The organism is Pseudomonas alkylphenolica, from assembly GCF_004025535.1.
In the GTDB taxonomy this organism is placed as follows: Bacteria; Pseudomonadota; Gammaproteobacteria; order Pseudomonadales; family Pseudomonadaceae; genus Aquipseudomonas; species Aquipseudomonas alkylphenolica_A.
Genome location: NZ_QJRG01000039.1, coordinates 125,833 through 149,331 on the forward strand (window position 1 = coordinate 125,833; position 23,499 = coordinate 149,331).

Here is a 23,499-nt window from a genome sequence, read left to right on the forward strand (position 1 = left end):
CGCGGCCTTTTTTGTTGCTGCCGGGGCAGTGTGGGCTCAGCCGAATTGCTTCTGTTGCTGCTTGGCCACTGCCTCGGAGGCCGAGATGTAGGCCGCCTGGAACTCATCGCTTTCCAGCCAGGCCATGGTGGTGGCCTCATCGGCACCGTCCAGCCATTTGCGGTAGGCGGTGAACACCATGACGATGTAGTCGGTGGCGTGTTCTTCCTTGTGGCCTTTAAGCACCAGGGCCAGCAGCGGGTCGACCAAAAACACCGAGATCAGGGCGACCAGGCCGTTTTCCTGGGCCCCCTTCATCTTCTCGAACAGGGCGTTGTAACTGCCCGAATCCATGGCCTTGTTGAACACCTGCTCGACGCTGGCGCTGGCGCTCTCGCCACTGCTCTTGACCGCCTGGCCGCTGCGCACCATGCGGTTTTCCCGGGCCTTGGTGGCGGCGCGCTTGGCGCGTTTTTGCTGTTTGCTGCTGGAGGCCATCGGTGAATCCTTGTGGTAAGCCGGAAAATGCTGCGTATTGAATCGCAGTTGGCCGGGAAACCCAAGTGCATCCGACGACCTCGATCAGGCAGGCTGGGCCAGTTCGCCGCGGTCCTCTTCCACCAGCACCCGTGAAGCCCGCTCTACCAGCAGCGGATCCGGCTGGTGGGCGACGCGCAGGTCTTTGCCCGGGTAGTCCAGCGAATGCAGGAAATGGCGTATGCAGTTGAGCCGCGCGCGCTTCTTGTCATCGGACTTGATCACCGTCCACGGTGCGTCGGCGGTGTCGGTATGGAAGAACATGGCCTCTTTGGCGGCTGTGTACTCGTCCCACTTGTCCAGCGACTTGATGTCGATGGGCGAGAGCTTCCAGTGCTTGAGCGGGTCGTCGCGGCGCGAGATGAAGCGGCGCAGCTGCTCTTCGCGGTTCACCGAGAACCAGTATTTGAACAGCAGGATGCCACTGTTGCAGAGCATGCGCTCAAGGTCTGGCGCCTGGCGCATGAATTCCAGGTACTGCAGGGGCGAGCAAAAATCCATCACCCGTTCAACGCCCGCGCGGTTGTACCAGGAGCGGTCGAAGAAGACCATTTCGCCGGCGGTCGGCAGGTGCTGGATGTAGCGCTGGAAGTACCACTGGCCCTTTTCCTGCTCGGAGGGCTTCTCCAGGGCGACAATGCGCGCCCCGCGCGGGTTCAGGTGTTCCATGAAACGCTTGATGGTGCCGCCTTTGCCGGCGGCATCGCGGCCTTCGAACAGCACGACGATGCGCTGGCCGGTTTCCTTGACCCAGCTTTGTACCTTGAGCAGTTCGATCTGCAGGTCGTGCTTGGCCCTTTCATAGTCGGCGCGGCGCATGCGCGTGCGGTACGGGTAATTGGCCGGCAGGGCGGCCGAGGTGCTGTCTTCGTTCGAGCCACGTGGCGCCGAGGCGACCTTCAGCGCTGCCGGTTGCTGGCTGATGGCGCTGATCTCGCCGTCGCGGGTGACCGGTGCAGGTTTGCGGGTGGAGCGGGGCCGCCGTGCACGGGTAGGGGCGGGTTTGGCGCTGGCCGACGTGTTTGGGGTTGGCGAAGGCAGAGGCAGGGCGTTGGATTCTTCGGTCATTGTAAAGGCCTGTTAGTGCTTGCGAGTGTCCTTCAGGCAGCTTACGGCGGTGCTGCCAGGGCACATTGACTGCGGTCAACTGCCCTGACGTTCGGGTGCGCAGAAGCAAAGTAATGCGCGAACCAATGGCAAAATTTTTAGCTTTGCTACTATTAACCAGCGGCCTTGAAGCTGGGATTTGCGGCTTGCAACGTCGGTTACGCTTACCTGATGGTGATCCATTCATTCAATCCGGCCTGAGCATATGGAGTTGCAATGCGCATTCCATTTTTTTACGCGCTGTCAGCTGTCCTGTTCCTGAGTGGAATTCACGGCGTAGCACTGGCGGAGGATGCCGCCGCGCCTGCACCAGCCAACACTGCCGCACCCGCACCCGCCGCGGCAGCGAACGACGTCGTCTTCACCGAAGAACAACTCGATCAGATGCTGGCGCCCATCGCGCTTTACCCGGACCCGTTGCTGGCCCAGGTGTTGATGGCCACCACGTATCCAGGGGAAATCGCCGAGGCTGTCACCTGGTCCAAGGCGCACCCGGATGCCAAGGGCGACGATGCTGTCAAGCAGGTGGCTAACCAGACCTGGGACCCTAGTGTGCAGGCACTGGTCGCCTTCCCGCAGGTACTGGCAACGCTTGGGCAGGATCCGGTCTGGGTGCAGCGCCTGGGCGATGCCTTTCTGGCCCAGCCAAACGATGTCATGAACGGCGTGCAGCGTTTGCGCCACCAGGCACAGGCGGCAGGTAACCTGCAAAGCAACCAGTATCAGAACGTGACCATTCAGAACGTCGCGCCAGCGGCGCCCGCCAAAGTGCCGGCTTCAGCGCCAGCCCCGGCGGCCGCTGCACCGGCCAGTAGCTCGACGATCATCATTCAGCCTGCTGACCCGCAGGTGGTGTACGTGCCCACCTACAACCCGACAACAGCCTACGGCACCTGGGCGTACCCGTCGTCGCCACCCGCGTACTACCCGCCGCCACCCGCCTATTACCCAGGCCAGGCACTGATGGCCGGGCTGGCGTTCGGTACTGGCGTGGCAATCATCGGCTCGTTGTGGGGTGAGTGTGACTGGGACGACCACGACGTCGACATCAACGTCAATCGCTACAACAGCATCAATTCCAACAACCGTATCGCCAACAACCAGACCAAATGGCAGCACAACCCGGTGCATCGCAATGGTGTCCCCTATCGCGACGCCAGGAGCCGTGAACAGTTTGGCCGCCAACTCAATGGTGCCGCTCAGCGCGAGGCGTATCGTGGCGACACGGCCCAGCGTGCCCAGGCGCGGGAAAAAGCCCGCAGCTCAATGGAGCAGCACGGCTTCGAACGCCCGGCCACCAGTAATCGCCAGGCCCGTGACCAGATGCGCGAAGCCCGCTCCGCCCCCGGCGGCAATCGGTTGCAGGCAGGTGCCGAGAGGCCAAAGGCGGCCGACCGTAGTCAGAATGCGGCCAAAGCTGCCCGCGAGCGGCAGAATGCGCAAACCACGCAGCGCCGCGAGCACCAACCACAAGCGCGCCAAACTGCAGCCAAACGGCCTGCGGCCAAAGCCAGCGGTGCTCGTAACAACGCTTTCGCCGGTGCACGCTCGCCCTCCCAGTACAATGCACAGGCCAATCGCGGCCGGACCAGCCTGGCCTCCGCGCAACGCCCACACGCTTCTCGATCCGCCGGGCACCAGATCAGTCGTCCATCCAGCCCACCAGCACGTTCACGAGGAGGCCGTCGTTGAATATCAAACCTGGTGTGAAGGCGTTAATGGGCTCGCTGTGCCATGCCCTGGCGATAACCATCGGCCTTGGCTGGTCATGCCTGGTGGCGGCGCAGGAGGAGTTTGCGACGCCAGAGAAGGCTGCGCAGGCGTTTGTCGAAGCCCTGGGAACCGAGCAGGCCGATCAAGCGCGCCTGACTTCGCTGCTTGGCAACGACTGGCACAGCTTCATTCCCCGTGCAGGCTCGCAGCGCAAAGACGTGGAGGCTTTTTTAAAGCAATACCACGAGCAAAACCGCATCGAGAAAGTCAGTGACAAAAAGGCCGTGCTGTCAGTCGGCAGCAACAACTGGACACTGCCTATACCCATCGTAAAAGGCCCGAAGGGTTGGCATTTCGATGTAAAGGCCGGTAGCGATGAGGTGCGTGCGCGTCGAATCGGCAGCAATGAGCTGTCGGCGGTTCAGGCGGTGCTGGCGTACCACGATGCGCAGATGGACTACGCCGCCGTAGACCGTGACGGGGACGGTGCACTGGAGTATGCGCAAAGAATTTTCAGTACCCCGGGCCAGCACGACGGGCTCTATTGGGCGGACGATGACAGCGGCCAGATCAGCCCGCTGGGCCCTTCGTTCGGCAATACCATTGCCGGCGAGGGCTGGCATGGCTATCACTTTCGCATCCTTGAAGGGCAGGGGCCTTCTGCACCCGGTGGTGCCTACAGCTACCTGATCGGTGACAAGATGAGCCGCGGCTTTGCCCTGATCGCCTGGCCGGAAAAATACAAAGATACGGGCGTGATGAGCTTCATGATCAGTCACGACGGGCAGGTATTCGAGAAAGACCTGGGCCCGGAGAGCGAAAAACTGGCGAAGGCAATGAAGCAGTTCGATCCGGATGACAGCTGGAGTGAAGTGACTGTCGATCAGGATTAGGCAGGGACGCTGAATGGCGCGACCCACCAGGCAAAGCTACGCTTGCGGCATGGGTGGGTCGCCTTGAGAAAAACTATAAAATGAAAACCTTTTCAGCGTTTCGCGATGGGGTGTCGACGGTATTCAAATCAGAATGGCCAACTCTGGTGTTGTGGTCATTTCTGTTGTCGCCGTTGTTCTTCAGGATTCTGGTCAGTTACCGCTATTCGAAAATCGATCTACTGGTTTTTTACACCATCGCCATTTCACTTTTATGGCTGTTGGCAATCCGATTCGTTTCGTCCAACCAATTCAAAGTGCATCTCCTGCTGCTGCCGTTTTACCTGGTGGCAAGCATCGACCTGTTTCTGGTACTGAATTTTGGCTCACGGTTGACGGCGGCCTACCTGTTCATCGGGCTGACCAACTACAAAGAGGCCGGGGACTTTCTCGCCACCTACTGGCAGTCAATCACAGCTGTGCTGGCGGCTTTTTTCATTTGCTACGGGCTCGGCCTGGCAGGCCTGTACAAGCGTAGGCTGTATAGAAACAAGGCGCTGTTACTGCTGGCGTGCAGTGGCTTGCTGCTGGGGTATGGCGCGTATTTCTATAAAACCGTGAAGATGAATTCGTTCGGGCGAGGGGCTGTGCTCGACCTGGTGGCAAAAGACCAAAGCACGCCCGTGGGCTATTTGTCGCAAATGGGCCTGACGGCCACCTTGTACCTGGAGTCGAAAAAGCACATCAAGCAACGCCTGGAATCTGAAGTCCAGCTCACCAGCGTCTCGGACCAATCGGACATCGATACCCTTGTGTTTGTGATCGGCGAGTCATCGCGGCCGCACAACTGGTCGCTGTACGGCTATCACAAGGAAACCACCCCGAACCTGGCCAGGCATACTGGGATTTTCAAGTTCAACAGCATGTGCACGACAGCGCCTTATACATCGGTTGCCGTGCCGTCGTTGCTCAGCCTCGAGCCGATAGAAGACTGGGATGCAATTGCCTCGAAAAAATCACTGGTGGGTATCTACCGCGCCGCCGGGTACGCGACCTATTGGTTGTCTTCGCAGGAAGTCGACAGTTTCGGCGGGATCATTCCGCAGATCGCAGCCGAGGCCCAGCATCGCCAGTATTTTGAGCGCAGCTATGACGGTGCACTGATTCCGGAATACGAGCGGATTCTTGAGCAGAAGGGCGCGCAAAAGCAGGCGATATTTGTGCATATCAAGGGCAGCCACTTTGAGTATTCGCGGCGCTACCCCGGCGAATTTGCCAAGTTCACTCCGGCATCCGGTAGTGCAAAAGACAAGATGGTCGCCGAGTACGACAACGCTGTTTTCTACACCGACTGGTTGTTGGGTACGTTCATCGAGAGACTGAAGGCAAGCAACAGAAAAGCCGTTCTGGTGTACGTGTCGGACCATGGTGAAAACCTCATGGATGACAGTCGAGGCCTGCTGGGGCATGGCATGGGTAATGAGTACGACCTGGCGGTTTCGTCATTTGTCTGGGCGTCGAGCAATATTTCCGCGCCGCAAACGCACAAGCTCTCGACATTGAAGGCACGGGAAGATCAGCGCATCAGCACCGCATCCTTGCCACATACGCTGTTGAGCCTGACCGGGATCGCCATGCCGGGGTATGACAGCGCGCAGGATCTGCTGAGCAACGACTTTGTCTCGTCGCAATGTCCGCATCTGCTTGGCACCGGGTATGTACCGTCGTTCGATTTTGATGCCAGCAAACTGGTGCTGGCAAAATAGCCTGTCGATCGCTGGCGCGCAGGTAGGTGTCGGCTGGCGACTAAATCGCAGGCAATAAAAAACCCCAAGGACATGAAGTTCCTTGGGGTTTTTCGGTATTAGTGGTGCCCAGAGACGGAATCGAACCGCCGACACGGGGATTTTCAATCCCCTGCTCTACCGACTGAGCTATCTGGGCAACGGGGCGCATTAAAAGGCTTTTTCAGGTTTGCGTCAACGACTTTTTAAAAAATTATCAAATTAATTCCGTCGCTTACGAATTTCCGGGCTCATTCCGTTGGCGGGACGTAGCCTTCGGCCTTTTCGTATTCCTGACCGGAGAAGAATTTGTCCATCTCGCCCTGGAGGAATTTGCGGTCCTCGGCGTTCATCATGTTCAAGCGCTTCTCGTTGATCAGCATGGTCTGCTCTTTCTGCCAGTCGGCCCAGGCCTTCTGCGAGATGTGATCAAAGATGTCCTGACCCTTGGCACCCGGGTAAGGGGGACGGTCCAGGCCTGGCAGTTCTTCTTTGTACTTGCGGCACATTACGGTGCGGGTCATCGCGACTCTCCTGCAATCAAAACGTCGGCCGCGCGTTTGAGCAATTTCTTGACCGGGGCAGCAAGGCCCAAGCGCGGCGGGGTGGCGAGGTTATACCAGAGCCAGTCGGCCTCGGCCACGTGGGCCTGGCGCTCGTCGACCCGAACCAGCCAGGGTTCGATGGCCAACTGGAAGTGGCTGAAGGTGTGCGTCAGGCGGTCCAGTGCCTGGCTCCCGGCAAGGCTCAGCCCGTGCTGATCGGCCAGGTCATCGACTTGCTCCAGGTTGTCCAGCTCCGGCAGGCTCCACAAACCGCCCCAGAGCCCCTCTGAAGGGCGACGGTAAAGCAGGATGGCGCCCTCGTTATTGGCTAGCAGCGGCATCAGTGTGCGGCGCTGGGGCAACTCTTTGCGCGGCTTGGGCACCGGGTAGCGGATTTCCTGGCCGAGCATGTGGGCTTCGCAGCCGAGTTTCAGCGGGCACAACAGGCAGCTGGGTTTACTGCGGGTACACAGCGTCGCGCCAAGGTCCATCATCGCCTGGGTGTAGTGATTGACCCTGGAATGTGGTGTGTAGCGCTCGGCATTGGCCCACAGGGCCTTGGCCACTTTCGGCTCGCCCGGGTAGCCTTCCTGCGCGGTGTAGCGGGCCAGCACGCGCTTGACGTTGCCGTCGAGAATCGGTGCGCGCAGGCCCATGCTGATACTGGCGATGGCACCGGCGGTCGACAGGCCGATGCCGGGCAAGTCGGTGAGCTTTTCCACATCCCGGGGAAACTCGCCACCGTACTGCTCGACAACGATCTTCGCGGTCTTTTGCAGGTTGCGCGCCCGGGTGTAGTAGCCCAGGCCCGTCCACAGGTGCAGCACTTCGTCCTCGGGCGCGGCAGCCAGTGCTTCCACGGTCGGCAGTGCTTCCATGAAGCGGCCAAAATAATTGAGCACGGTGCTCACCTGGGTCTGCTGCAGCATGATCTCCGAGACCCACACCCGGTACGGGGTGATGCCCTGTTGCCAGGGCAGGTCATGACGGCCATTGAGGTCGTACCACTCCAGCACGGCGCTGGAAAACTGCTCGGGGCTCATTTTTTGAACAACCCCTTGAGTGCATCCTTGAGTTCCGGGCTGACCTTGTCTCCGAGTTTCTGGTCGATCTTGTCGCTGAGTTTTTCGCTGACTTTGTCGCCTGCCAGTTTGGCGGCCACCTTGCCCAGGCCGTCCTTGTCCAGGCGGCAGGCCTTGGCGCCCAGTTCAAGCGGGCCACGGCAGCGTAGCGGCAGTTCAAGGCCGGCATAACGCTCGCCTACCTGGCAGGCCGGGTCTGGCATGTCGCGCTTGTCGCCCTCGACGATCACGCCGATCCGATAGTCCATGCCCAGCACGCGCAGGTCGAGGTCACCCTGGCCGTTGACGCTCAGGCCGGGAATACGAGCCTTCAGATCCGGGTTGCTGGCAACGCCGTTACGCAGCACCAGGCTGCCCTTGAGCTCCTGGAACGGCGTGTCCTTGCCGCGTGGTTCGCCGCTCAGGTCCTTGCGGTTGAGGGTGGCGATGGCCTGGCAGAGCTGTTGCTCAAGGTTGGCGTTTACCAGGATGCCGTCGTTGATGACGAAGCTGGCGTTACCGTTAAGCGTATCGACCAGCGCCTTCTGGCTGTTGCCGGTAGCGGTCAGGTCACTATTGAGGGTGAGCAGACCTTTGACCGGTGGGGTGCTGCTTTCGCTCTTGATGAAGTGCTCGACTGGTACCCGGTTGATCTTGGTGTTCAGACCGATCTGCGGGACGGCGGGGCGCACGTCGAGGGTGCCCTTGGCTTCGAAGCTGCCGTCGTAAAGGCCGCCGCGCAGGGTCTCGAGGGTGATAAGGCCCGCTTGCCCCTGAGTCTTCAGGTTGGCGTTTTCGATAGGCAGTTTATCCAGGGTCAACAAGCCGAAATTCAGATCGGCTTGCAGGTCGAGCTGGCGCAGGCGGTCGACCGGCAGCAGCTTGTCGCTGCTCCAGGCTACCTGGGTCGGAGCGTCCGGCAGCGGCGTGGTGCCGGCACTGGCCAGTGCGCTCTGCTCCTTGCTCTTGACCTCAGCCTGGCGTGCCGCGGTGGTGCTGGCGGCTGCTTCGCTTTTGGCCAGCAGGTAGCGGTCGGCGTCGAACTTGTCAGCCTTGAGCTGGATGCGCAGGGCCTGCTTGGCGAAATCCTCTACGGCCACGCGGCCGCTGAAGGTGCTGTCGTCGAGTTTCACCGCCAGGTCTTCCAGGGCCAGGCTGGTGGGGCTGCCTTGCAGACGGCTGACCATTTCGAACTTGCTCAGGCTGGTGGCGTCCGCCGAAGCGGGCAGCGGGTGGCCGATGCTGTCGAGGAAGGTGCGCAGGTCGAGCTGGGCGATGGACAGGCCACCGGTCAGCTGCGGGGTTTTGTCCAGGTCGCGCACATTCAGCTCGCCCAGGGCGCGCAGCTGGTTGGCCGACAGCTTAAGGCCATTCCATTCGGCAACGTTGGCGGCGAGATCGGCAAGCAACTGGCCCTGGGCGGCGAACGTCAGGGTCTTGCCCTGCAGCGGCTCGCCCGAGGCTTCGCCGCTGAGCTTCATGTCTTCGAGCTGGTAGCGCTTGAGGCGACGGTCGAAACGCAGTTCGCCACTCAGTTCAGTACGCGCCTTGAGCACCGGTTGTCCGGTGCTGATGAACGCGGTCATTTTCAGCGGTACGTTCACCCCTTCGTGCACGGCACCGGTGCTCAGCTGGATGCTTTCGGCGCTGAAGGTCTGGCCGCTGCGGGCGTCGTTGTACTGTACGCGGGCGTTGTTCACCGTCAGGCTGTCGATATCCAGCTTGACCGGCCGCGCTGCGGCGTCTTCCTTGCGTTCAGCCTTGGCGACGGCATCGTCGGCAGGGGCGGGGGCTGCACCATCGGCAGGTGCAGGTGTGGCCACCGGTAGCGGTTTGCCGATGTCCTGCCAGTTGCCGTGGCCGTGTTCGTCGCGACTAAGGATCAGGTTCAGGCCTTCGACCCGGACGTCGCTCATCTGTACTTCGCGGCGCAGCAGTGGCAATACGCGCACCGACAGGCCGAGCATCTGCAGGTCGGCAAACGGTACTTTCGGGTTGTTCAGGGTGGCGATGCTGGCTTCATGCAGCTCCAGCCCCAGCCAGGGAAACAGGCTCCAGCCAATGTCGCCATTGAGCGTCAGCTCGACGTGGGCTTTGTCGCGTGCCAGCTGGCGAATCTCGTCTTTGTAGTCGTTGGGATCGAAGAGGTGGGTCAGGGCAAAGCCCAGAGCCACAATGATCAGCAACAGCCCGAGAAGCACCAGCCCCAGGATTTTGCCGAACGCTTTCATGGGCGAGTCCTTGTAGTTCAATTCAAAATTCAGCCACGGAGTATAGCGCTGTGGCCGTTGTCGCTGGGGGTGACTAAGGATTACTGCGGATAACTCCTACAGCATTGCCAGAAGTAAACACGCACCTTGCTGGCGTGAGTGCGTCAGTTTTCGACAACGATCGTCACCACAGTTCCTTGCGCATTGAGGATCAGATATCCCGGAAGAAACGATATCAGTTTGCTTTCAAGCACGAACGCAAATGCTACTCTCTCGCCGCTCACTGGCCCTGCTGCGGCGATTTGTCGCGATTTTCAGGGCAATAGTGCCAAAAAACGATCAGTGCCAAGAGGCCAAGGTCGTGGGCCGTGAGCTGACCATCTCTACGAGGGAATACAATAATGAATAGCAGCATCACGGCAGGTGCCTTGGCCGGTAGGCCTGGCTTTCTGTCCAAGGAGCGCATTGTCGCCGCCCCCGGCTTCAACCGCTGGCTGGTGCCACCTGCGGCATTGGCCATTCACCTGTGTATCGGCATGGCCTATGGTTTTTCGGTGTTCTGGCTACCGTTGTCCCAGGCGCTGGGGATCACCGCGCCGATTGCCTGTGCGCCGGACATGGGCTTTTTCGCCCGTCTGTTCAGTGCCGAGTGTGACTGGCAGATCTCGATGTTGAGCTGGATCTACACCCTGTTCTTTGTGTTTCTGGGCTGCTCGGCGGCGATCTGGGGCGGCTGGCTGGAACATGCGGGTCCGCGCAAAGCGGGGCTGGTGTCTGCGCTTTGCTGGTGTGGTGGCCTGCTGATCTCGGCGTTTGGTATCTATACCCACCAGTTGTGGCTGATGTGGCTGGGCTCTGGTGTCATCGGTGGCATCGGCCTGGGCCTGGGCTATATCTCGCCGGTATCGACGCTGATCAAATGGTTTCCCGACAAGCGCGGCATGGCTACCGGCATGGCAATCATGGGCTTTGGCGGCGGCGCCATGGTCGGTGCGCCACTGGCGGCAGCGCTGATGAACCATTTCGCCAGCGCCGAGGGCGTGGGTGTGTGGCAGAGCTTTGTGGTGATGGCAGCGATTTACTTCGTGTTCATGATCGGCGGCGCCCTGGCCTATCGCGTGCCACCTACCGGCTGGAAGCCGGAGGGCTGGACGGCACCGTTGAAAAAAGCCAGCAACGCGATGATTACCCACCGTCACGTGCATGTCAGTGTGGCGTGGAAAACTCCGCAATTTATATTGATCTGGCTGGTTCTGTGCCTGAACGTGTCGGCCGGTATCGGCATTCTGGGCATGGCCTCGCCGCTGCTGCAGGAAGTGTTCGCGGGCAAGCTGCTCGGTAACGACCTCAGCTTCAGCGAACTCAGCACCGCTCAACTGGCTCAGATCGCGGCTATCGCTGCCGGTTTTACCGGTTTGTTGAGCCTGTTCAACATCGGTGGGCGTTTCTTCTGGGCCTCATTCTCCGACTACATCGGGCGCAAGAACACCTACTTTGCCTTCTTTGCCCTCGGTGTTGCCCTTTATGCACTGGTGCCGAACATGGGCCACCTGGGCAATGTGGCGCTGTTCGTGGCGGCATTCTGCATCATCCTGTCGATGTACGGCGGTGGTTTTGCCACGGTGCCGGCTTACCTGGCCGACCTGTTCGGCACGCAAATGGTCGGGGCCATTCATGGTCGTTTGCTCACCGCGTGGGCGGCGGCCGGCGTGCTCGGCCCGGTGTTGATCACCTACCTGCGTGAGTACCAGTTGTCGATCGGCGTCGAGCGGGCTGCGGCCTACGACATCACCCTGTACATCCTCGCCGGCCTGCTGGTGCTGGGTTTTATCTGCAACGCCCTGGTCCGTCCGGTGGCCGACAAGTACTTCATGACCGACGCGCAACTGGCTGCCGAGCAGGCCCTGAGCCATGACCAGACCAGCGGCAGCGCGCGGGTGCTGGAGTGGCATGCGGCCCCCGGCAGCCTGCCGCTGGTGATTGCCGCCTGGCTGGTAGTGGGGATTCCACTGGCCTGGGGCATCTGGGTGACGCTGCAGAAGACCGCGGTGTTGTTCAACTGACGCGGTGGCGCCGCAATGTTCAACTCACACGGCAAGATTGTGTGAGTTGGGCATTTTCCAGGTAAATCCCCTGCCACATGTCATCTTCGTTTCAAGCCACGCGCTTCTAGGCCTATAATGATCGCCTTTTTCGCCCAATGATTTTGCGGAGCTGGTGATGGTCGAACGTATGGCTTCCGTCGAGCGCAATACTCTGGAAACCCAGATTAAAGCCTCGATCAACCTGGATGGCAGCGGCAAGGCCCGATTTGATATCGGTGTGCCTTTCCTTGAACACATGCTCGACCAGATCGCCCGGCATGGGCTGATCGACCTCGACATCGAGTGCAAGGGTGACTTGCATATCGACGATCACCATACCGTCGAAGACGTCGGCATTACCCTGGGCCAGGCCTTCAACCAGGCCATCGGCGACAAAAAAGGCATCCGCCGTTACGGCCATGCCTACGTGCCGCTGGATGAAGCGCTGTCGCGCGTCGTCATCGACTTCTCCGGTCGTCCGGGCCTGCAGATGCACGTGCCGTACACCCGCGCCTCGGTGGGCGGCTTCGATGTTGACCTGTTCCAGGAGTTCTTCCAGGGCTTCGTCAACCACGCCAACGTCACCCTGCACATCGACAACCTGCGTGGGCACAACACCCACCACCAGATCGAGACCGTGTTCAAAGCTTTCGGTCGTGCCCTGCGCATGGCCATTGAGCTGGACGAGCGCATGGCCGGGCAGATGCCATCGACCAAGGGTTGCCTGTAATGCAGACAGTTGCCGTTATCGACTATGGCATGGGTAACCTGCACTCGGTGGCCAAGGCACTGGAGCATGTTGGCGCCGGCAAGGTACTGATCACCAGCGATGCCGCGGTGATCCGCGAAGCTGACCGCGTGGTATTCCCGGGCGTCGGCGCGATTCGCGACTGCATGGCCGAAATTCGTCGCCTGGGCTTCGACAGCCTGGTGCAGGAAGTCAGTCAGGACCGCCCGTTCCTCGGCATTTGCGTGGGGATGCAGGCGCTGCTCGATCACAGCGAAGAGAACGACGGTGTCGACTGCATCGGCATGTTCCCCGGCCAGGTGAAGTTCTTCGGCAAAAACCTGCACGAAGACGGCGAGCACCTGAAGGTGCCGCACATGGGCTGGAACGAAGTGACCCAGTCCATCGAACACCCGCTGTGGCACAACATTCCTGATCTGGCGCGTTTCTACTTCGTGCACAGCTACTACATCACCGCGGCCAAGGCCGTGCAGGTGGTGGGGCGTGGTCACTACGGCGTCGACTTTGCTGCCGCACTGGCCGAAGGCTCGCGGTTTGCCGTGCAGTTCCACCCGGAGAAAAGCCATACCCATGGCCTGCAGCTGCTGCAGAACTTCGCTGCCTGGGACGGACGCTGGTAATGAGCAAATCCAGGACCAAGGCACCGATCCTCACCCTTGCACCGGAACAGGAGCGCGAGGCGCTGGATGTACTCAAGCGCTTCCTCGAAGACCGTTTCGAGCTGCAACTGGGTTCGTTCGAGGTCGCCGAGGTGCTGGACGTGTTCACCAAAGAGATTGCCCCGCACTACTACAACAGGGCGATTTTCGATGTGCAGAACCACCTCAAAGAGCGGTTCGAGAGCATCGAAAGCGACCTGTGGGCGCTCGAGAAGAACTGACTTCTCGAGCATCACTGTTTACCGAATAGACAGGTTTTCCAGATGCTGATTATCCCCGCTATCGATCTCAAGGACGGTGCTTGCGTACGTCTGCGCCAAGGCCGCATGGAAGATTCCACCGTTTTCTCCGATGACCCGGTGAGCATGGCCGCCAAGTGGGTCGAGGGCGGCTGCCGTCGTCTGCACCTGGTTGACCTCAACGGTGCTTTCGAAGGCCAGCCGGTCAACGGTGAAGTGGTAACCGCCATTGCCAAGCGTTACCCGAACCTGCCGATCCAGATCGGCGGCGGTATTCGCTCGCTGGAAACCATCGAGCACTACGTCAAGGCGGGTGTCAGCTACGTGATCATCGGCACCAAGGCGGTTAAAGAGCCTGAGTTCGTCGCCGAGGCGTGCCGCGCGTTCCCGGGCAAGGTGATTGTCGGCCTGGACGCCAAAGACGGCTTCGTCGCCACCGACGGCTGGGCTGAAGTCAGCTCGGTGCAGGTCATCGACCTGGCCAAGCGTTTCGAAGCCGATGGCGTCTCGGCCATCGTCTACACCGACATCGCCAAAGACGGCATGATGCAGGGCTGCAACGTACCGTTCACCGCCGCCCTGGCCGCCGCCACCAAGATCCCGGTCATTGCCTCTGGCGGTATCCACAACCTGGGTGACATCAAGGCCCTGCTTGACGCCAAGGCGCCTGGCATCATCGGCGCAATCACTGGCCGTGCCATCTACGAAGGCACCCTGGATGTCGCCGAGGCGCAAGCCTTCTGCGACACCTACAAAGGCTGAGGAGAACGCCATGGCCCTGGCCAAACGCATCATCCCTTGCCTGGACGTCGACAACGGCCGTGTGGTCAAGGGCGTCAAGTTCGAGAACATCCGCGATGCCGGTGACCCGGTTGAAATCGCCCGGCGCTACGATGAACAGGGTGCTGACGAAATCACCTTCCTCGACATCACCGCCAGCGTCGATGGCCGCGATACCACGCTGCATACCGTCGAGCGCATGGCCAGCCAGGTGTTCATCCCGCTGACCGTGGGCGGTGGCGTACGCACCGTGCAGGACATCCGCAACCTGCTCAATGCCGGTGCCGACAAGGTTTCGATCAACACCGCTGCCGTGTTCAACCCGGAGTTTGTGGGTGAGGCCGCTGCGCATTTCGGTTCGCAGTGCATCGTGGTCGCTATTGATGCCAAGAAAGTTTCTGGCCCGGGCGAAACGCCGCGCTGGGAAATCTTCACCCACGGCGGTCGCAAACCGACCGGCCTGGATGCGGTGGAGTGGGCGAAGAAGATGGAAGGCCTGGGGGCGGGCGAGATTCTGCTGACCAGCATGGACCAGGACGGCATGAAGAATGGCTTCGACCTGGGCGTAACCCGGGCGATCAGCGATGCCTTGGGCATTCCGGTGATCGCTTCAGGTGGTGTGGGCAACCTGCAGCACCTGGCCGACGGCATTCTTGAAGGCCACGCCAGCGCAGTGCTGGCGGCGAGCATCTTCCACTTCGGTGAGTACACCGTACCGGAAGCCAAGGCCTTCATGGCCAAGCAAGGCATCGTCGTTCGCTGAAGCTTGTGTAGGAGCGGATTTATCCGCGATGGACTGCTCTAGTCCATCGCGGATAAATCCGCTCCTACACACACACACGTCACCCCAGGTTCTTGCCCAGCAGGGCGTGGTACAGCTCGCTGTCGCCGAGAATGCCCACCACCGAATTGCCTTCCTGCAGCACCAGCTTGTTACCGGTCTGATAACGGATCTGCAGCGCTTCGCGCATGCCGATGCTGGCGCTGACCAGGGTGGGTTTGCGCGCCAGTCCTTCTACCGCCTCACCCGGTGCCCAGTTCTGCAGATCCATCCCCGTGCCGCCCTGACGCGCGCCTTTGATAGTGTTGCCTTCAGCCAGGTCCAGCCAGGAATCACCGCCCGGGTCGATGCACACCGAGCCATTGATGCGCTTGCACTTGTCCAGCGTGCGCATCAGGCTGCGGCCGCACAGCACATTGAGCGGGTTGGTGTGGGCGACGAAGGTGCGCACGTATTCGTCGGCCGGGTTGAGGACGATTTCTTCCGGCTTGCTGTACTGAATGATCTTGCCGTCTTTCATGATGGCGATGCGGCTGCCCAGCTTCAGTGCTTCGTCCAGGTCGTGACTGACGAACACGATGGTCTTGCTCAGCTTGCGTTGCAGTTCCAGCAACTCATCCTGCAGGCCCTGACGGATCAGCGGGTCGAGGGCGGAGAAAGGTTCGTCCATCAGCAGGATGTCGGCATCCATGGCCAGGGCGCGGGCCAGGCCAACACGCTGCTGCATGCCGCCTGAGAGTTCATCGGGTTTTTTGTTGCGCCATTGCGTCAGGCCGACCAGTTCAAGCTTTTCCTCAACCAGCTTGCGTCGCTCTTTCTCCGGGCGACCCTGCATTTCCAGGCCGAAGCTGATGTTCTCGCGCACGGTCAGCCAGGGCATCAGGGCGAATTTCTGAAAGACCATGGCGATGCGCTTGGTGCGCATCATTTTCAGTTCTGCCGGGGTGCAATGGGCGATGTCGATATGCGAGCCCTCGTGCTCGACGAACAGCTTGCCGCGGCTCACGGTGTTAAGGCCGTTGATGCAACGCAGCAAACTCGACTTGCCCGAACCGGAAAGGCCCATCAGCACGCAGATCTCGCCTTTGTTGATGTCCAGGTTGGCCTTTTCGACGCCGACTACCAACCCGGTTTTCTTCAGGATCTGCTCCCGCGAAAGGCCTTGGTCGAGCAGGCTGAGGGCCTCACGCGGTCGGCTGGAGAAGATAACGTCTACATCTTCGAAGCGAATAATGCTCATGCTTCACTCCTTACCGGTACGTCAGGTTGTTTGCAGATACGGTCGAGCATGATCGCCAGCAGCACGATTGCCAGGCCGGCCTCAAAGCCCAGGGCAATATCGGCAGTGTTCAGTGCGTTGACCACAGGTTTGCCCAGGCCGTCGGCACCCACCAGGGCGGCGATTACCACCATCGACAGCGACAGCATGATGCATTGGGTAACACCGGCGGCGATGCTCGGCATGGCGTGTGGCAGTTCAATGCGCGACAGCAGCTGACGCTTGGAGCAGCCAAAGGCTTTGCCGGCGTCGAGCAGTTCCTGGGGCACGTCACAGATGCCCAGGTAGGTCAGGCGGATCGGCGCGGCAATGGCGAACACCACCGTAGAGATCAACCCGGGGACCACACCCAGGCCGAACAGGGTCAGGGTCGGGATCAGGTAAACGAAGGTGGGCACCGTCTGCATCAGGTCGAGGACCGGGCGCATGGCGGTATAGAACATCGGTTTGTGCGCGGCAAGAATGCCCAGCGGCACGCCGATGGCCACGCAGACCAGGGTGGCGAACAGCACCTGGGCCAGGGTTTCCATGGTCTCCTGCCAGTAACCGAGGTTGAGGATCAGCAGGAACGACAGGACACAGAAGATTGTCAGCGCCCATTTGCGCTGGATCAGGTGCGCGATCACTGCAATCAGGCCGATCAGGACGAAGGGATTGAACCAGGTCAGTGCCCCGGTTACACCGTGGATCATGTATTCCAGTGCCGCAGCGAAAGCATCGAAGTAGTTGGCACCGTGTTGCGTCAACCATTCAACGAAGCCTGCGATGTACTGGCCCAGAGGGAGTTTTTCATCGATCAGCATGATAGCGAGCGTCCACCTGCAAAAAATTGAAGACAGCCTGCGGCGGGCGAGCCCGCCGCAGGCAGTGCTTACTGCGTCAGTTTGGCCTTGGCTGCCTCCAGGCCCGGTTTGCCATCAACGGTGTTGACCCCTGCCAGCCAGGTGTCGAGGATTTGAGGGTTTTTCTTCAGCCAGGCTTTGGCGGCTGCATCGGGTTTCATCTTGTCGTCCAGGACGTTGCCCATCAGGGTGCTTTCCATGTCCAGGGTGAAGGACAGGTTCTTCAGCAACTGGCCGACGTTGCTGCATTCCTGCACATAACCCTTGCGGGTATTGGTGAGTACCGTGGCTTTGCCGTATTCGGGGCCGAAGAAGTCATCGCCGCCGTCCAGGTACTTCATCTTGAAGCGGGTGTTCATCGGATGCGGCTCCCACCCCAGGAACACCACATCGGTACCGCGCCGCTCGGCACGATCAACCTGGGAAAGCATGCCGGCCTCGCTGGACTCGACCACCTTGAAGCCGGCGTCCTTGAGGCCGAAGGCGTTCTTGTCGATCATGCTCTGGATCGTGCGGTTGCCGTCGTTGCCCGGCTCGATGCCATAGATCTTGCCGTCCAGTTCCTTCTTGAACTTGGCAATGTCGGCGAAGTTTTTCAGGCCCTTGTCGTACAGCGCCTGCGGTACGGCCAGGGTGTACTTGGCGTTTTCCAGATTGGCGCGCACGGTTTCCACGGTGCCGGCATCACGGTACTGCTTGATGTCGTTTTCCATGGTCGGCATCCAGTTGCCGAGGAACACGTCCATGTTCTTGCCATCAGCCAGCGACTTGTAGGTCACCGGCACCGAGATCATGGTGGTTTTGGTTTTGTAGCCCAGCGATTGCAGCACCACGCTGGTCACCGCGGTCGTCACGGTGATATCGGTCCAGCCGACATCGGAGAAGTTGACGGTATGACACTGCTCAGGCTCTGCAGCCTGGGCCAACAGCGGCACACTCAGTAGCGCGGTCAGCAATAGCGAGGGTGAACCTTTCATGCGATGGACTCCTGATGTTTTTTCTCGGATGTCCCACGGGACCGCCGTGCTTTATGGTTTGCATTCGGTCGGACCTGACTATCTGGCGATAGCGGGACAGGTGCCGTGCAATCGAGTCGATACCGATCATCTAACAGCGAAAATCAAACGCCTACAGGGTGCGTCGTATCCAGTACAGACAGGGTCGCATCCAGTGTCGATGAGGTCGTTTACAGAGTTTTCTCGGCCCGTAAACGCGATTTTGCTGCTTCTGCACCGCAAAAAAACGGCGCAGAAACGGTCGTGACAGCTGGCGGCGTTGCTGGGCACGAACGCGTCGGTTGTAGACGTCAGACGTCCGCTTAAAAGCCTGATGATGCGCGAATTCGGCGGATTGCCGCCTATTAAGCGTAGCAGTTGCGGGGCCCTCGGCTTGGGCGTGGCGGGCTGCTCCATCAGGAGGTAGGTGGCATGGCCATCAGTGTGTTCGATCTGTTCAAGATTGGCGTCGGCCCATCCAGCTCGCATACCGTCGGGCCCATGCGGGCCGCGGCGCTGTTCGTGCAAGGCCTGCGTGAACGCGGTGAGCTCGAACAGGTGCAGCGCATCGAGGTGCGCCTGTACGGCTCGCTGTCGGCCACGGGCATCGGTCACGGCAGCGACAATGCGGTGATCATGGGCCTGATGGGTGAGTGGCCGGACGTTATCGACCCGTCTCAAATCGCTTCACGCATCGCTGCACTGCGCGAAACAGACACCTTGCTGCTCGATGGCCGCCTGCCAGTTGGCTTTGTCTGGGCGCGCGACATGCTGTTGCTCGACGAGAACCTGCCGTACCACCCCAACGCCATGACCCTGATCGCTGATGGCACGGTGGGCGAGCTGCATCGCGATACCTATTACTCGGTCGGCGGTGGCTTTGTGGTGGATGCGGCCCAGGCCGCCAGCGGCGTGCTCGACGCCGACAACACCGTGCTGCCGTACGACTTCAACAGCGCCGTGGAACTGCTGGCGCTGTGCAAGCAAAACGACCTGCGCGTGTCGCAATTGATGATGGAAAACGAAAAGGTCTGGCGCAGCGAGGCTGAAATTCGGGCCGGATTGCTCACCCTCTGGCAGGCGATGCAGGCCTGTGTCGAAAACGGCCTCAAGTACGAGGGCACACTGCCGGGCGGGCTGAATGTGAAGCGCCGTGCGGCCAAGTTGCATCGCAGCCTGCAGGAGCTGAACAAACCCAATGTGATCGGCTCCACCTTGAGCGCCATGGAGTGGGTCAACCTTTATGCCCTGGCGGTCAACGAGGAAAACGCCGCCGGTGGGCGCATGGTCACGGCACCGACCAATGGCGCGGCCGGGATCATTCCGGCGGTGTTGCACTACTACATGCGCTTCAGTGATCAGGTCAGTGAAGCCTGCGTGGTCGACTTCTTTCTCGGCGCGGCAGCCGTGGGCATCCTGTGCAAGAAGAACGCCTCGATTTCCGGTGCCGAGGTTGGTTGCCAGGGCGAGGTGGGTTCTGCCTGCGCGATGGCGGCGGCAGGCCTGGCCGAGGTGCTCGGAGCGACCCCGGCGCAACTGGAAAATGCCGCCGAGATCGGCTTGGAACACAACCTGGGGCTGACCTGCGACCCGGTCGGTGGGTTGGTCCAGGTGCCGTGTATCGAGCGCAATGCGATTGCTGCGGTCAAGGCCATCAATGCCGCACAGATGGCGCTGCGTGGTGACGGTGAACACTTCATCTCGCTGGACCGGGTGATCCGCACCATGCGCGATACCGGTGCCGACATGCACGACAAATACAAGGAGACCTCACGCGGTGGCCTGGCCGTCAACGCCATCGAGTGCTGACTGGGTACTGCGTCGTTTTTGCCCGTCTTTGGCACCGGCGCCACCTTATAGTGCGCGACGCTGTCGCCCCGGTGTATTCGCCCGTCACCCCGGCCATTTGTGCCTGGGGTGACAGTCGCACATGTCGCTTCTGGGCATCCTTCCCACAAGTGCTACCGAATTGCTCACGTTGCCTGCGCAAAGGCACTAGAACGGTCGTTCCGCTTTGAAAAAGCACCCTGGAGCAGCGGCTATATAGACGCTGCGCGACGTCGTTTTTGGGTTTTATTGAATGCGCATTCAATTTCAGGCATGGCATTTGCGTTGTGATTGGCAAAGCCCCTGCATTCGAATCGGGGCCGTGACAAAAAAGCCCGTGCCTGCCTGAGGCGCACCCTGCATTGTGTGAGGAGATACCGCGATGACGTCGTACAACTCCGGGACCCCAACCCAGAACCGCACAACCCCCCAGTCCATCGGTTTTCTGCTGCTGGACAACTTCACCCTCATCTCTCTGGCGTCGGCAGTCGAGCCGCTGCGCATGGCCAACCAGCTGTCGGGCCGCGAGCTGTATCGCTGGAGCACCTTGAGTGTGGACGGTGGCCAGGTCTGGGCCAGTGACGGCCTGCAGATTACCCCCGACGCATCGATGCACAAGGCACCGCCGATGGACACGGTAATTGTCTGTGGCGGCATCGGCATTCAGCGCACGGTAACCCGTGAACACGTCACCTGGTTGCAGAGCCAGGCGCGCCAGTCACGCCGTCTGGGCGCGGTGTGCACCGGCAGCTGGGCGCTGGCCTGTGCCGGTTTGCTCGATGGTTTTGATTGCAGCGTGCACTGGGAATGCCTGGCCGCGATGCAGGAAGCCTTCCCGCGGGTGAGCATGAGCACGCGCCTGTTCACCCTAGACCGTAACCGCTTCACCAGCTCCGGCGGTACCGCGCCACTGGACATGATGCTGCACCTGATCAGCCGTGATCATGGCCGTGAGCTGTCGGCGGCGATCTCCGAAATGTTTGTCTACGAGCGAATCCGCAACGAACAGGACCACCAGCGTGTGCCGCTCAAGCACATGCTCGGTACCAACCAGCCGAAGCTGCAGGAAATCGTCGCGCTGATGGAGGCCAACCTTGAGGAGCCGATCGATCTGGACGAATTGGCGGTGTATGTCGCGGTATCACGGCGCCAGCTTGAGCGCCTGTTTCAGAAATACCTGCATTGCTCGCCGTCGCGCTACTACCTGAAGCTGCGCCTGATTCGTGCCCGGCAACTGCTCAAGCAGACGCCGATGTCGATCATCGAAGTGGCGTCGGTGTGCGGGTTTGTTTCAACGCCGCACTTCTCCAAGTGCTACCGCGAGTATTTCGGTATTCCACCGCGTGATGAGCGTGTGGGCTCCAACACTGCGCAGCAAGTGGCCATGATGCCGATCCCGCAGGCGCTGGTGCTGTCGCCACTGGCCGGGCCGATGTCGGCGCTGAGCCAGGCGCGCAACGAATCGACGTTTGCCAGTGTGAGGCTCTGATACCGAGTCGCCTATTTCGCGGGCAAGCCCGCTCCCACAGGATCACCGCGGGGTCAGGCTCAGCGGGTGACTTGTGGGAGCGGGCTTGCCCGCGAAGAGGCCGGTACAGAACGTTGGTCAGGCGCGTTTGTTGAACTGCGCCAAGGCCGGCAACAACTGCTGTTCGATGGCCTGGCGCACGGCCGGCAAAATGGTCGCATTGCCGGTGTACATCTGCTCGACCATGCCCTTGAGGGCCTTGGCCCGTGGTTCGCTCAAGCCGCGTACGGCACATTCACAGGCTTGCTCGGCGCTGGCGTCGGACGGCATCTCGAAACCCAGGGCGCGCAATTGGCCCAGCAGGTCGTCCTGATCAATCAAGTCCGCATGCATCATGGTGGTAGTCCTTGTTTGCAGGTGTGATCGCTCATCGATTCTGTGGGCGTATGGCACGTGCGGCAAGGGCAGATTGTCGCCATGACTGCATTACCTAAGCACAGGTCGTTTTCGGCTAAATCAACAGGGCGGGCTACGGCAAACCTATCACCTGGCCAATGTACGTCGGCGCTGGCAAATCGCGCTGATCATCGACAATCGCTTGCAGGCGTTCCACGGTGTCGGCAGCAAAGGGCGCCGATCGAGGCCCCGCCAGGTCCACATGCAAGAGCATCTGCTCACTGGCGGCCAACGCCTCATCAAAGCCTGCACGGTGCAGGCTGTGATACAGGTGAAGGCGCTTGCGATCAAAACCTACGACCTGGCTCTGCACCCACACCGGCGTGCCAAGCTTTACCTCATGCAGGTAATTCAGGTGACACTCCAGGGTGAACAGCGAGTGGCCACTGGTACTGCGGTTGTCGCTGTCCAGGCCGATGCGGTCCATGAAGGCATCGGTGGCGTAGCTGAAAATCAGCAGGTAAAAGGCATCGCGCAGATGCCCGTTGTAGTCCACCCAGTCCGCCTGGACTGGGGTTTCATAAGTGATCAATGCAGGCATTTCCAGGCTCCGGTCAGTCGCTGAAGGCCATGCCGTGCTTGGCTTTGGTGGCTTTTACCGCCTCCAGCACAGCCAGCAGGCAATCATCACGATAGCGCTCCAGCGCGCTGATGCTGCGCTCGCCCAATTGCTCGCTGGTGCCGTCGACAACCGCGTCGATCAGCCCGTCGGTCAGTGCTGGCGCCGGCAGGTAAGTCCAGGGCAGTTGCAGGGCCGGCCCGAACTGCGCCATGAAGTGGCGCATGCCGGCATCGCCACCGGCCAGGGTGTAGGTCAGGAAGGTGCCCATGAACGACCAGCGCAAACCGGCACCAAAGCGAATGGCGTCATCGATCTCGCCGGTGGTCGCCACGCCGTCGTTGACCAGGTGCAGGGCCTCGCGCCACAAGGCTTCGAGCAGGCGGTCAGCAATGAAACCGGGCACTTCCTTGCGTACATGCAGTGGGCGCATCCCGAGGTTGGTATAAACGGTTTTCGCCGCCTCGATCGCTTCGGGGGCAGTCTTGTTGCTGCCGACGATTTCCACCAGTGGCAGCAGGTAGACCGGGTTGAACGGATGGCCGACCACGCAGCGCTCAGGGTGCGTGGCCGACTCATAAAACTCGCTGGGCAACAGGCCCGAGGTACTGGAGCCGATCAGCGCATTGGGCTTGGCCGCTGCGCTGATCTTGCTGTGCAGCTCAAGCTTGAGGTCGAGGCGCTCCGGGGCGCTTTCCTGAATGAAATCGGCATCGCGTACACATTCCTCGATAGTGGTGACGAAGCGCAGGCGCTCTTGTGCGGCACCTGGCGCCAGGCCTTGTTGCTCCAGCGCCGGCCAGGCGTTGGCGATGCGTTTGCGCAGGGCCGCTTCGGCGCCGGGCGCCGGGTCCCAGGCTACTACGTCGAGGCCGTGGGCCAGGGCGCGTGCCACCCAGCCGCTGCCGATTACGCCACTGCCCAGGGCGGCAAACGTCTTGATCTCGGTGATAAAGCGCATGGTCAACTCCTCG

The 23,499-nt window shown here is 60.7% G+C and carries 22 protein-coding genes and 1 tRNA gene; 11 read left to right on the forward strand and 12 right to left on the reverse strand.

The window, feature by feature from the left end; genetic code table 11:
• Positions 1-36: 36 nt before the first annotated feature.
• Complete coding sequence (locus DM813_RS10335) at positions 37-477, reverse strand: hypothetical protein (protein WP_128323301.1); 441 nt, start codon at positions 475-477, stop codon at positions 37-39.
• An 84-nt stretch (positions 478-561) separates the two neighbouring features.
• Complete coding sequence (gene ppk2 / locus DM813_RS10340) at positions 562-1,584, reverse strand: polyphosphate kinase 2 (protein ID WP_128323302.1); 1,023 nt, start codon at positions 1,582-1,584, stop codon at positions 562-564.
• Positions 1,585-1,839: 255 nt separating this feature from the next.
• Between ppk2 and DM813_RS10345 the strand changes: the two genes are divergently transcribed.
• The 3 genes from DM813_RS10345 to DM813_RS10355 all read left to right on the forward strand — a co-directional run bounded on the left by DM813_RS10345 (position 1,840) and on the right by DM813_RS10355 (position 5,974).
• A complete protein-coding gene (locus DM813_RS10345) occupies positions 1,840-3,315 on the forward strand; it encodes a DUF3300 domain-containing protein (RefSeq protein ID WP_128323303.1) in 1,476 nt (491 codons plus the stop codon).
• A 26-nt stretch (positions 3,316-3,341) separates the two neighbouring features.
• On the forward strand, positions 3,342-4,229 hold the full coding sequence (locus DM813_RS10350) for a DUF2950 domain-containing protein (protein WP_128323419.1): 888 nt from the start codon (positions 3,342-3,344) through the stop codon (positions 4,227-4,229).
• Between the two features lie 80 nt (positions 4,230-4,309).
• Positions 4,310-5,974 carry a phosphoethanolamine transferase gene (locus DM813_RS10355; RefSeq protein WP_128323304.1) on the forward strand — a complete coding sequence of 555 codons (1,665 nt, stop codon included), beginning with the start codon at positions 4,310-4,312 and terminating at the stop codon, positions 5,972-5,974.
• Between the two features lie 102 nt (positions 5,975-6,076).
• Here the strand turns inward: DM813_RS10355 and DM813_RS10360 are convergent.
• The 4 genes from DM813_RS10360 to DM813_RS10375 form a co-directional block, all read right to left on the reverse strand.
• Positions 6,077-6,152: transfer RNA gene (locus tag DM813_RS10360), tRNA-Phe, on the reverse strand.
• Between the two features lie 91 nt (positions 6,153-6,243).
• Positions 6,244-6,516, reverse strand: a complete 273-nt coding sequence (locus DM813_RS10365) for an oxidative damage protection protein (RefSeq protein WP_128323305.1) — start codon at positions 6,514-6,516, stop codon at positions 6,244-6,246.
• Positions 6,513-7,580 carry an A/G-specific adenine glycosylase gene (mutY, locus tag DM813_RS10370; protein WP_128323306.1) on the reverse strand — a complete coding sequence of 356 codons (1,068 nt, stop codon included), beginning with the start codon at positions 7,578-7,580 and terminating at the stop codon, positions 6,513-6,515. The genes DM813_RS10365 and mutY overlap by 4 nt, the downstream gene beginning before the upstream one ends.
• Positions 7,577-9,829, reverse strand: a complete 2,253-nt coding sequence (locus tag DM813_RS10375; protein WP_128323307.1) for an AsmA family protein — start codon at positions 9,827-9,829, stop codon at positions 7,577-7,579. The genes mutY and DM813_RS10375 overlap by 4 nt, the downstream gene beginning before the upstream one ends.
• Before the next feature lie 380 nt (positions 9,830-10,209).
• Between DM813_RS10375 and DM813_RS10380 the strand changes: the two genes are divergently transcribed.
• From DM813_RS10380 to hisF, 6 genes are all read left to right on the forward strand, one after another.
• Entirely contained in the window at positions 10,210-11,871 is a 1,662-nt protein-coding gene (locus tag DM813_RS10380) for an OFA family MFS transporter (protein WP_128323308.1), read from the forward strand.
• Between the two features lie 157 nt (positions 11,872-12,028).
• Positions 12,029-12,622: an imidazoleglycerol-phosphate dehydratase HisB gene (gene hisB, locus DM813_RS10385; protein WP_128323309.1), complete on the forward strand. Its 594-nt coding sequence runs from the start codon at positions 12,029-12,031 to the stop codon at positions 12,620-12,622.
• On the forward strand, positions 12,622-13,260 hold the full coding sequence (hisH, locus tag DM813_RS10390; protein WP_128323310.1) for an imidazole glycerol phosphate synthase subunit HisH: 639 nt from the start codon (positions 12,622-12,624) through the stop codon (positions 13,258-13,260). The genes hisB and hisH overlap by 1 nt, the downstream gene beginning before the upstream one ends.
• Positions 13,260-13,520: a DUF2164 domain-containing protein gene (locus DM813_RS10395; protein WP_128323311.1), complete on the forward strand. Its 261-nt coding sequence runs from the start codon at positions 13,260-13,262 to the stop codon at positions 13,518-13,520. The genes hisH and DM813_RS10395 overlap by 1 nt, the downstream gene beginning before the upstream one ends.
• Positions 13,521-13,562: 42 nt before the next feature.
• Positions 13,563-14,300 carry a 1-(5-phosphoribosyl)-5-[(5-phosphoribosylamino)methylideneamino]imidazole-4-carboxamide isomerase gene (hisA, locus tag DM813_RS10400; RefSeq protein WP_128323312.1) on the forward strand — a complete coding sequence of 246 codons (738 nt, stop codon included), beginning with the start codon at positions 13,563-13,565 and terminating at the stop codon, positions 14,298-14,300.
• 10 nt (positions 14,301-14,310) lie between these two features.
• Entirely contained in the window at positions 14,311-15,081 is a 771-nt protein-coding gene (gene hisF / locus DM813_RS10405; protein ID WP_038605774.1) for an imidazole glycerol phosphate synthase subunit HisF, read from the forward strand.
• Positions 15,082-15,160: 79 nt separating this feature from the next.
• Here the strand turns inward: hisF and choV are convergent, their stop codons facing one another.
• From choV to DM813_RS10420, 3 genes are all read right to left on the reverse strand, one after another.
• On the reverse strand, positions 15,161-16,339 hold the full coding sequence (choV, locus tag DM813_RS10410) for a choline ABC transporter ATP-binding protein (RefSeq protein WP_128323313.1): 1,179 nt from the start codon (positions 16,337-16,339) through the stop codon (positions 15,161-15,163).
• A complete protein-coding gene (choW, locus tag DM813_RS10415; RefSeq protein ID WP_197877513.1) occupies positions 16,336-17,184 on the reverse strand; it encodes a choline ABC transporter permease subunit in 849 nt (282 codons plus the stop codon). Before choW ends, choV begins: the two co-directional genes overlap by 4 nt.
• Positions 17,185-17,249: 65 nt before the next feature.
• Positions 17,250-18,197, reverse strand: coding sequence for a choline ABC transporter substrate-binding protein (locus DM813_RS10420; RefSeq protein WP_128323315.1), 948 nt, complete (start codon positions 18,195-18,197; stop codon positions 17,250-17,252).
• A gap of 450 nt (positions 18,198-18,647) precedes the next feature.
• On the opposite strand from DM813_RS10420, the gene DM813_RS10425 reads away from it, so the two are divergent.
• Both DM813_RS10425 and DM813_RS10430 read left to right on the forward strand, forming a co-directional pair.
• Positions 18,648-20,024, forward strand: a complete 1,377-nt coding sequence (locus DM813_RS10425) for an L-serine ammonia-lyase (RefSeq protein WP_128323316.1) — start codon at positions 18,648-18,650, stop codon at positions 20,022-20,024.
• A 400-nt stretch (positions 20,025-20,424) separates the two neighbouring features.
• The gene (locus DM813_RS10430; protein ID WP_128323317.1) at positions 20,425-21,531 is read left to right on the forward strand and encodes a GlxA family transcriptional regulator; all 1,107 of its coding nucleotides are present in this window, start codon (positions 20,425-20,427) and stop codon (positions 21,529-21,531) included.
• Positions 21,532-21,648: 117 nt separating this feature from the next.
• Here DM813_RS10430 and DM813_RS10435 read toward each other — a convergent pair whose 3' ends face one another.
• The 3 genes from DM813_RS10435 to DM813_RS10445 form a co-directional block, all read right to left on the reverse strand.
• Positions 21,649-21,906 (reverse strand): hypothetical protein, encoded by a 258-nt coding sequence (locus tag DM813_RS10435; RefSeq protein WP_128323318.1) that lies wholly within the window; start codon positions 21,904-21,906, stop codon positions 21,649-21,651.
• Positions 21,907-22,039: 133 nt separating this feature from the next.
• The gene (locus tag DM813_RS10440; protein ID WP_128323319.1) at positions 22,040-22,507 is read right to left on the reverse strand and encodes a thioesterase family protein; all 468 of its coding nucleotides are present in this window, start codon (positions 22,505-22,507) and stop codon (positions 22,040-22,042) included.
• Between the two features lie 13 nt (positions 22,508-22,520).
• Positions 22,521-23,486 (reverse strand): L-carnitine dehydrogenase, encoded by a 966-nt coding sequence (locus DM813_RS10445; RefSeq protein WP_128323320.1) that lies wholly within the window; start codon positions 23,484-23,486, stop codon positions 22,521-22,523.
• Positions 23,487-23,499 lie beyond the last annotated feature (13 nt).

What these genes read in the sequence shown, in the direction of transcription:
- DM813_RS10335 (WP_128323301.1), bottom strand. Translation starts at nt 477, where the DNA reads ATGGCCTCCAGCAGCAAACAGCAAAAACGCGCCAAGCGCGCCGCCACC.
- ppk2 (WP_128323302.1), bottom strand. Translation starts at nt 1,584, where the DNA reads ATGACCGAAGAATCCAACGCCCTGCCTCTGCCTTCGCCAACCCCAAAC.
- DM813_RS10345 (WP_128323303.1), top strand. Translation starts at nt 1,840, where the DNA reads ATGCGCATTCCATTTTTTTACGCGCTGTCAGCTGTCCTGTTCCTGAGT.
- DM813_RS10350 (WP_128323419.1), top strand. Translation starts at nt 3,342, where the DNA reads ATGGGCTCGCTGTGCCATGCCCTGGCGATAACCATCGGCCTTGGCTGG.
- DM813_RS10355 (WP_128323304.1), top strand. Translation starts at nt 4,310, where the DNA reads ATGAAAACCTTTTCAGCGTTTCGCGATGGGGTGTCGACGGTATTCAAA.
- DM813_RS10365 (WP_128323305.1), bottom strand. Translation starts at nt 6,516, where the DNA reads ATGACCCGCACCGTAATGTGCCGCAAGTACAAAGAAGAACTGCCAGGC.
- mutY (WP_128323306.1), bottom strand. Translation starts at nt 7,580, where the DNA reads ATGAGCCCCGAGCAGTTTTCCAGCGCCGTGCTGGAGTGGTACGACCTC.
- DM813_RS10375 (WP_128323307.1), bottom strand. Translation starts at nt 9,829, where the DNA reads ATGAAAGCGTTCGGCAAAATCCTGGGGCTGGTGCTTCTCGGGCTGTTG.
- DM813_RS10380 (WP_128323308.1), top strand. Translation starts at nt 10,210, where the DNA reads ATGAATAGCAGCATCACGGCAGGTGCCTTGGCCGGTAGGCCTGGCTTT.
- hisB (WP_128323309.1), top strand. Translation starts at nt 12,029, where the DNA reads ATGGTCGAACGTATGGCTTCCGTCGAGCGCAATACTCTGGAAACCCAG.
- hisH (WP_128323310.1), top strand. Translation starts at nt 12,622, where the DNA reads ATGCAGACAGTTGCCGTTATCGACTATGGCATGGGTAACCTGCACTCG.
- DM813_RS10395 (WP_128323311.1), top strand. Translation starts at nt 13,260, where the DNA reads ATGAGCAAATCCAGGACCAAGGCACCGATCCTCACCCTTGCACCGGAA.
- hisA (WP_128323312.1), top strand. Translation starts at nt 13,563, where the DNA reads ATGCTGATTATCCCCGCTATCGATCTCAAGGACGGTGCTTGCGTACGT.
- hisF (WP_038605774.1), top strand. Translation starts at nt 14,311, where the DNA reads ATGGCCCTGGCCAAACGCATCATCCCTTGCCTGGACGTCGACAACGGC.
- choV (WP_128323313.1), bottom strand. Translation starts at nt 16,339, where the DNA reads ATGAGCATTATTCGCTTCGAAGATGTAGACGTTATCTTCTCCAGCCGA.
- DM813_RS10420 (WP_128323315.1), bottom strand. Translation starts at nt 18,197, where the DNA reads ATGAAAGGTTCACCCTCGCTATTGCTGACCGCGCTACTGAGTGTGCCG.
- DM813_RS10425 (WP_128323316.1), top strand. Translation starts at nt 18,648, where the DNA reads ATGGCCATCAGTGTGTTCGATCTGTTCAAGATTGGCGTCGGCCCATCC.
- DM813_RS10430 (WP_128323317.1), top strand. Translation starts at nt 20,425, where the DNA reads ATGACGTCGTACAACTCCGGGACCCCAACCCAGAACCGCACAACCCCC.
- DM813_RS10435 (WP_128323318.1), bottom strand. Translation starts at nt 21,906, where the DNA reads ATGATGCATGCGGACTTGATTGATCAGGACGACCTGCTGGGCCAATTG.
- DM813_RS10440 (WP_128323319.1), bottom strand. Translation starts at nt 22,507, where the DNA reads ATGCCTGCATTGATCACTTATGAAACCCCAGTCCAGGCGGACTGGGTG.
- DM813_RS10445 (WP_128323320.1), bottom strand. Translation starts at nt 23,486, where the DNA reads ATGCGCTTTATCACCGAGATCAAGACGTTTGCCGCCCTGGGCAGTGGC.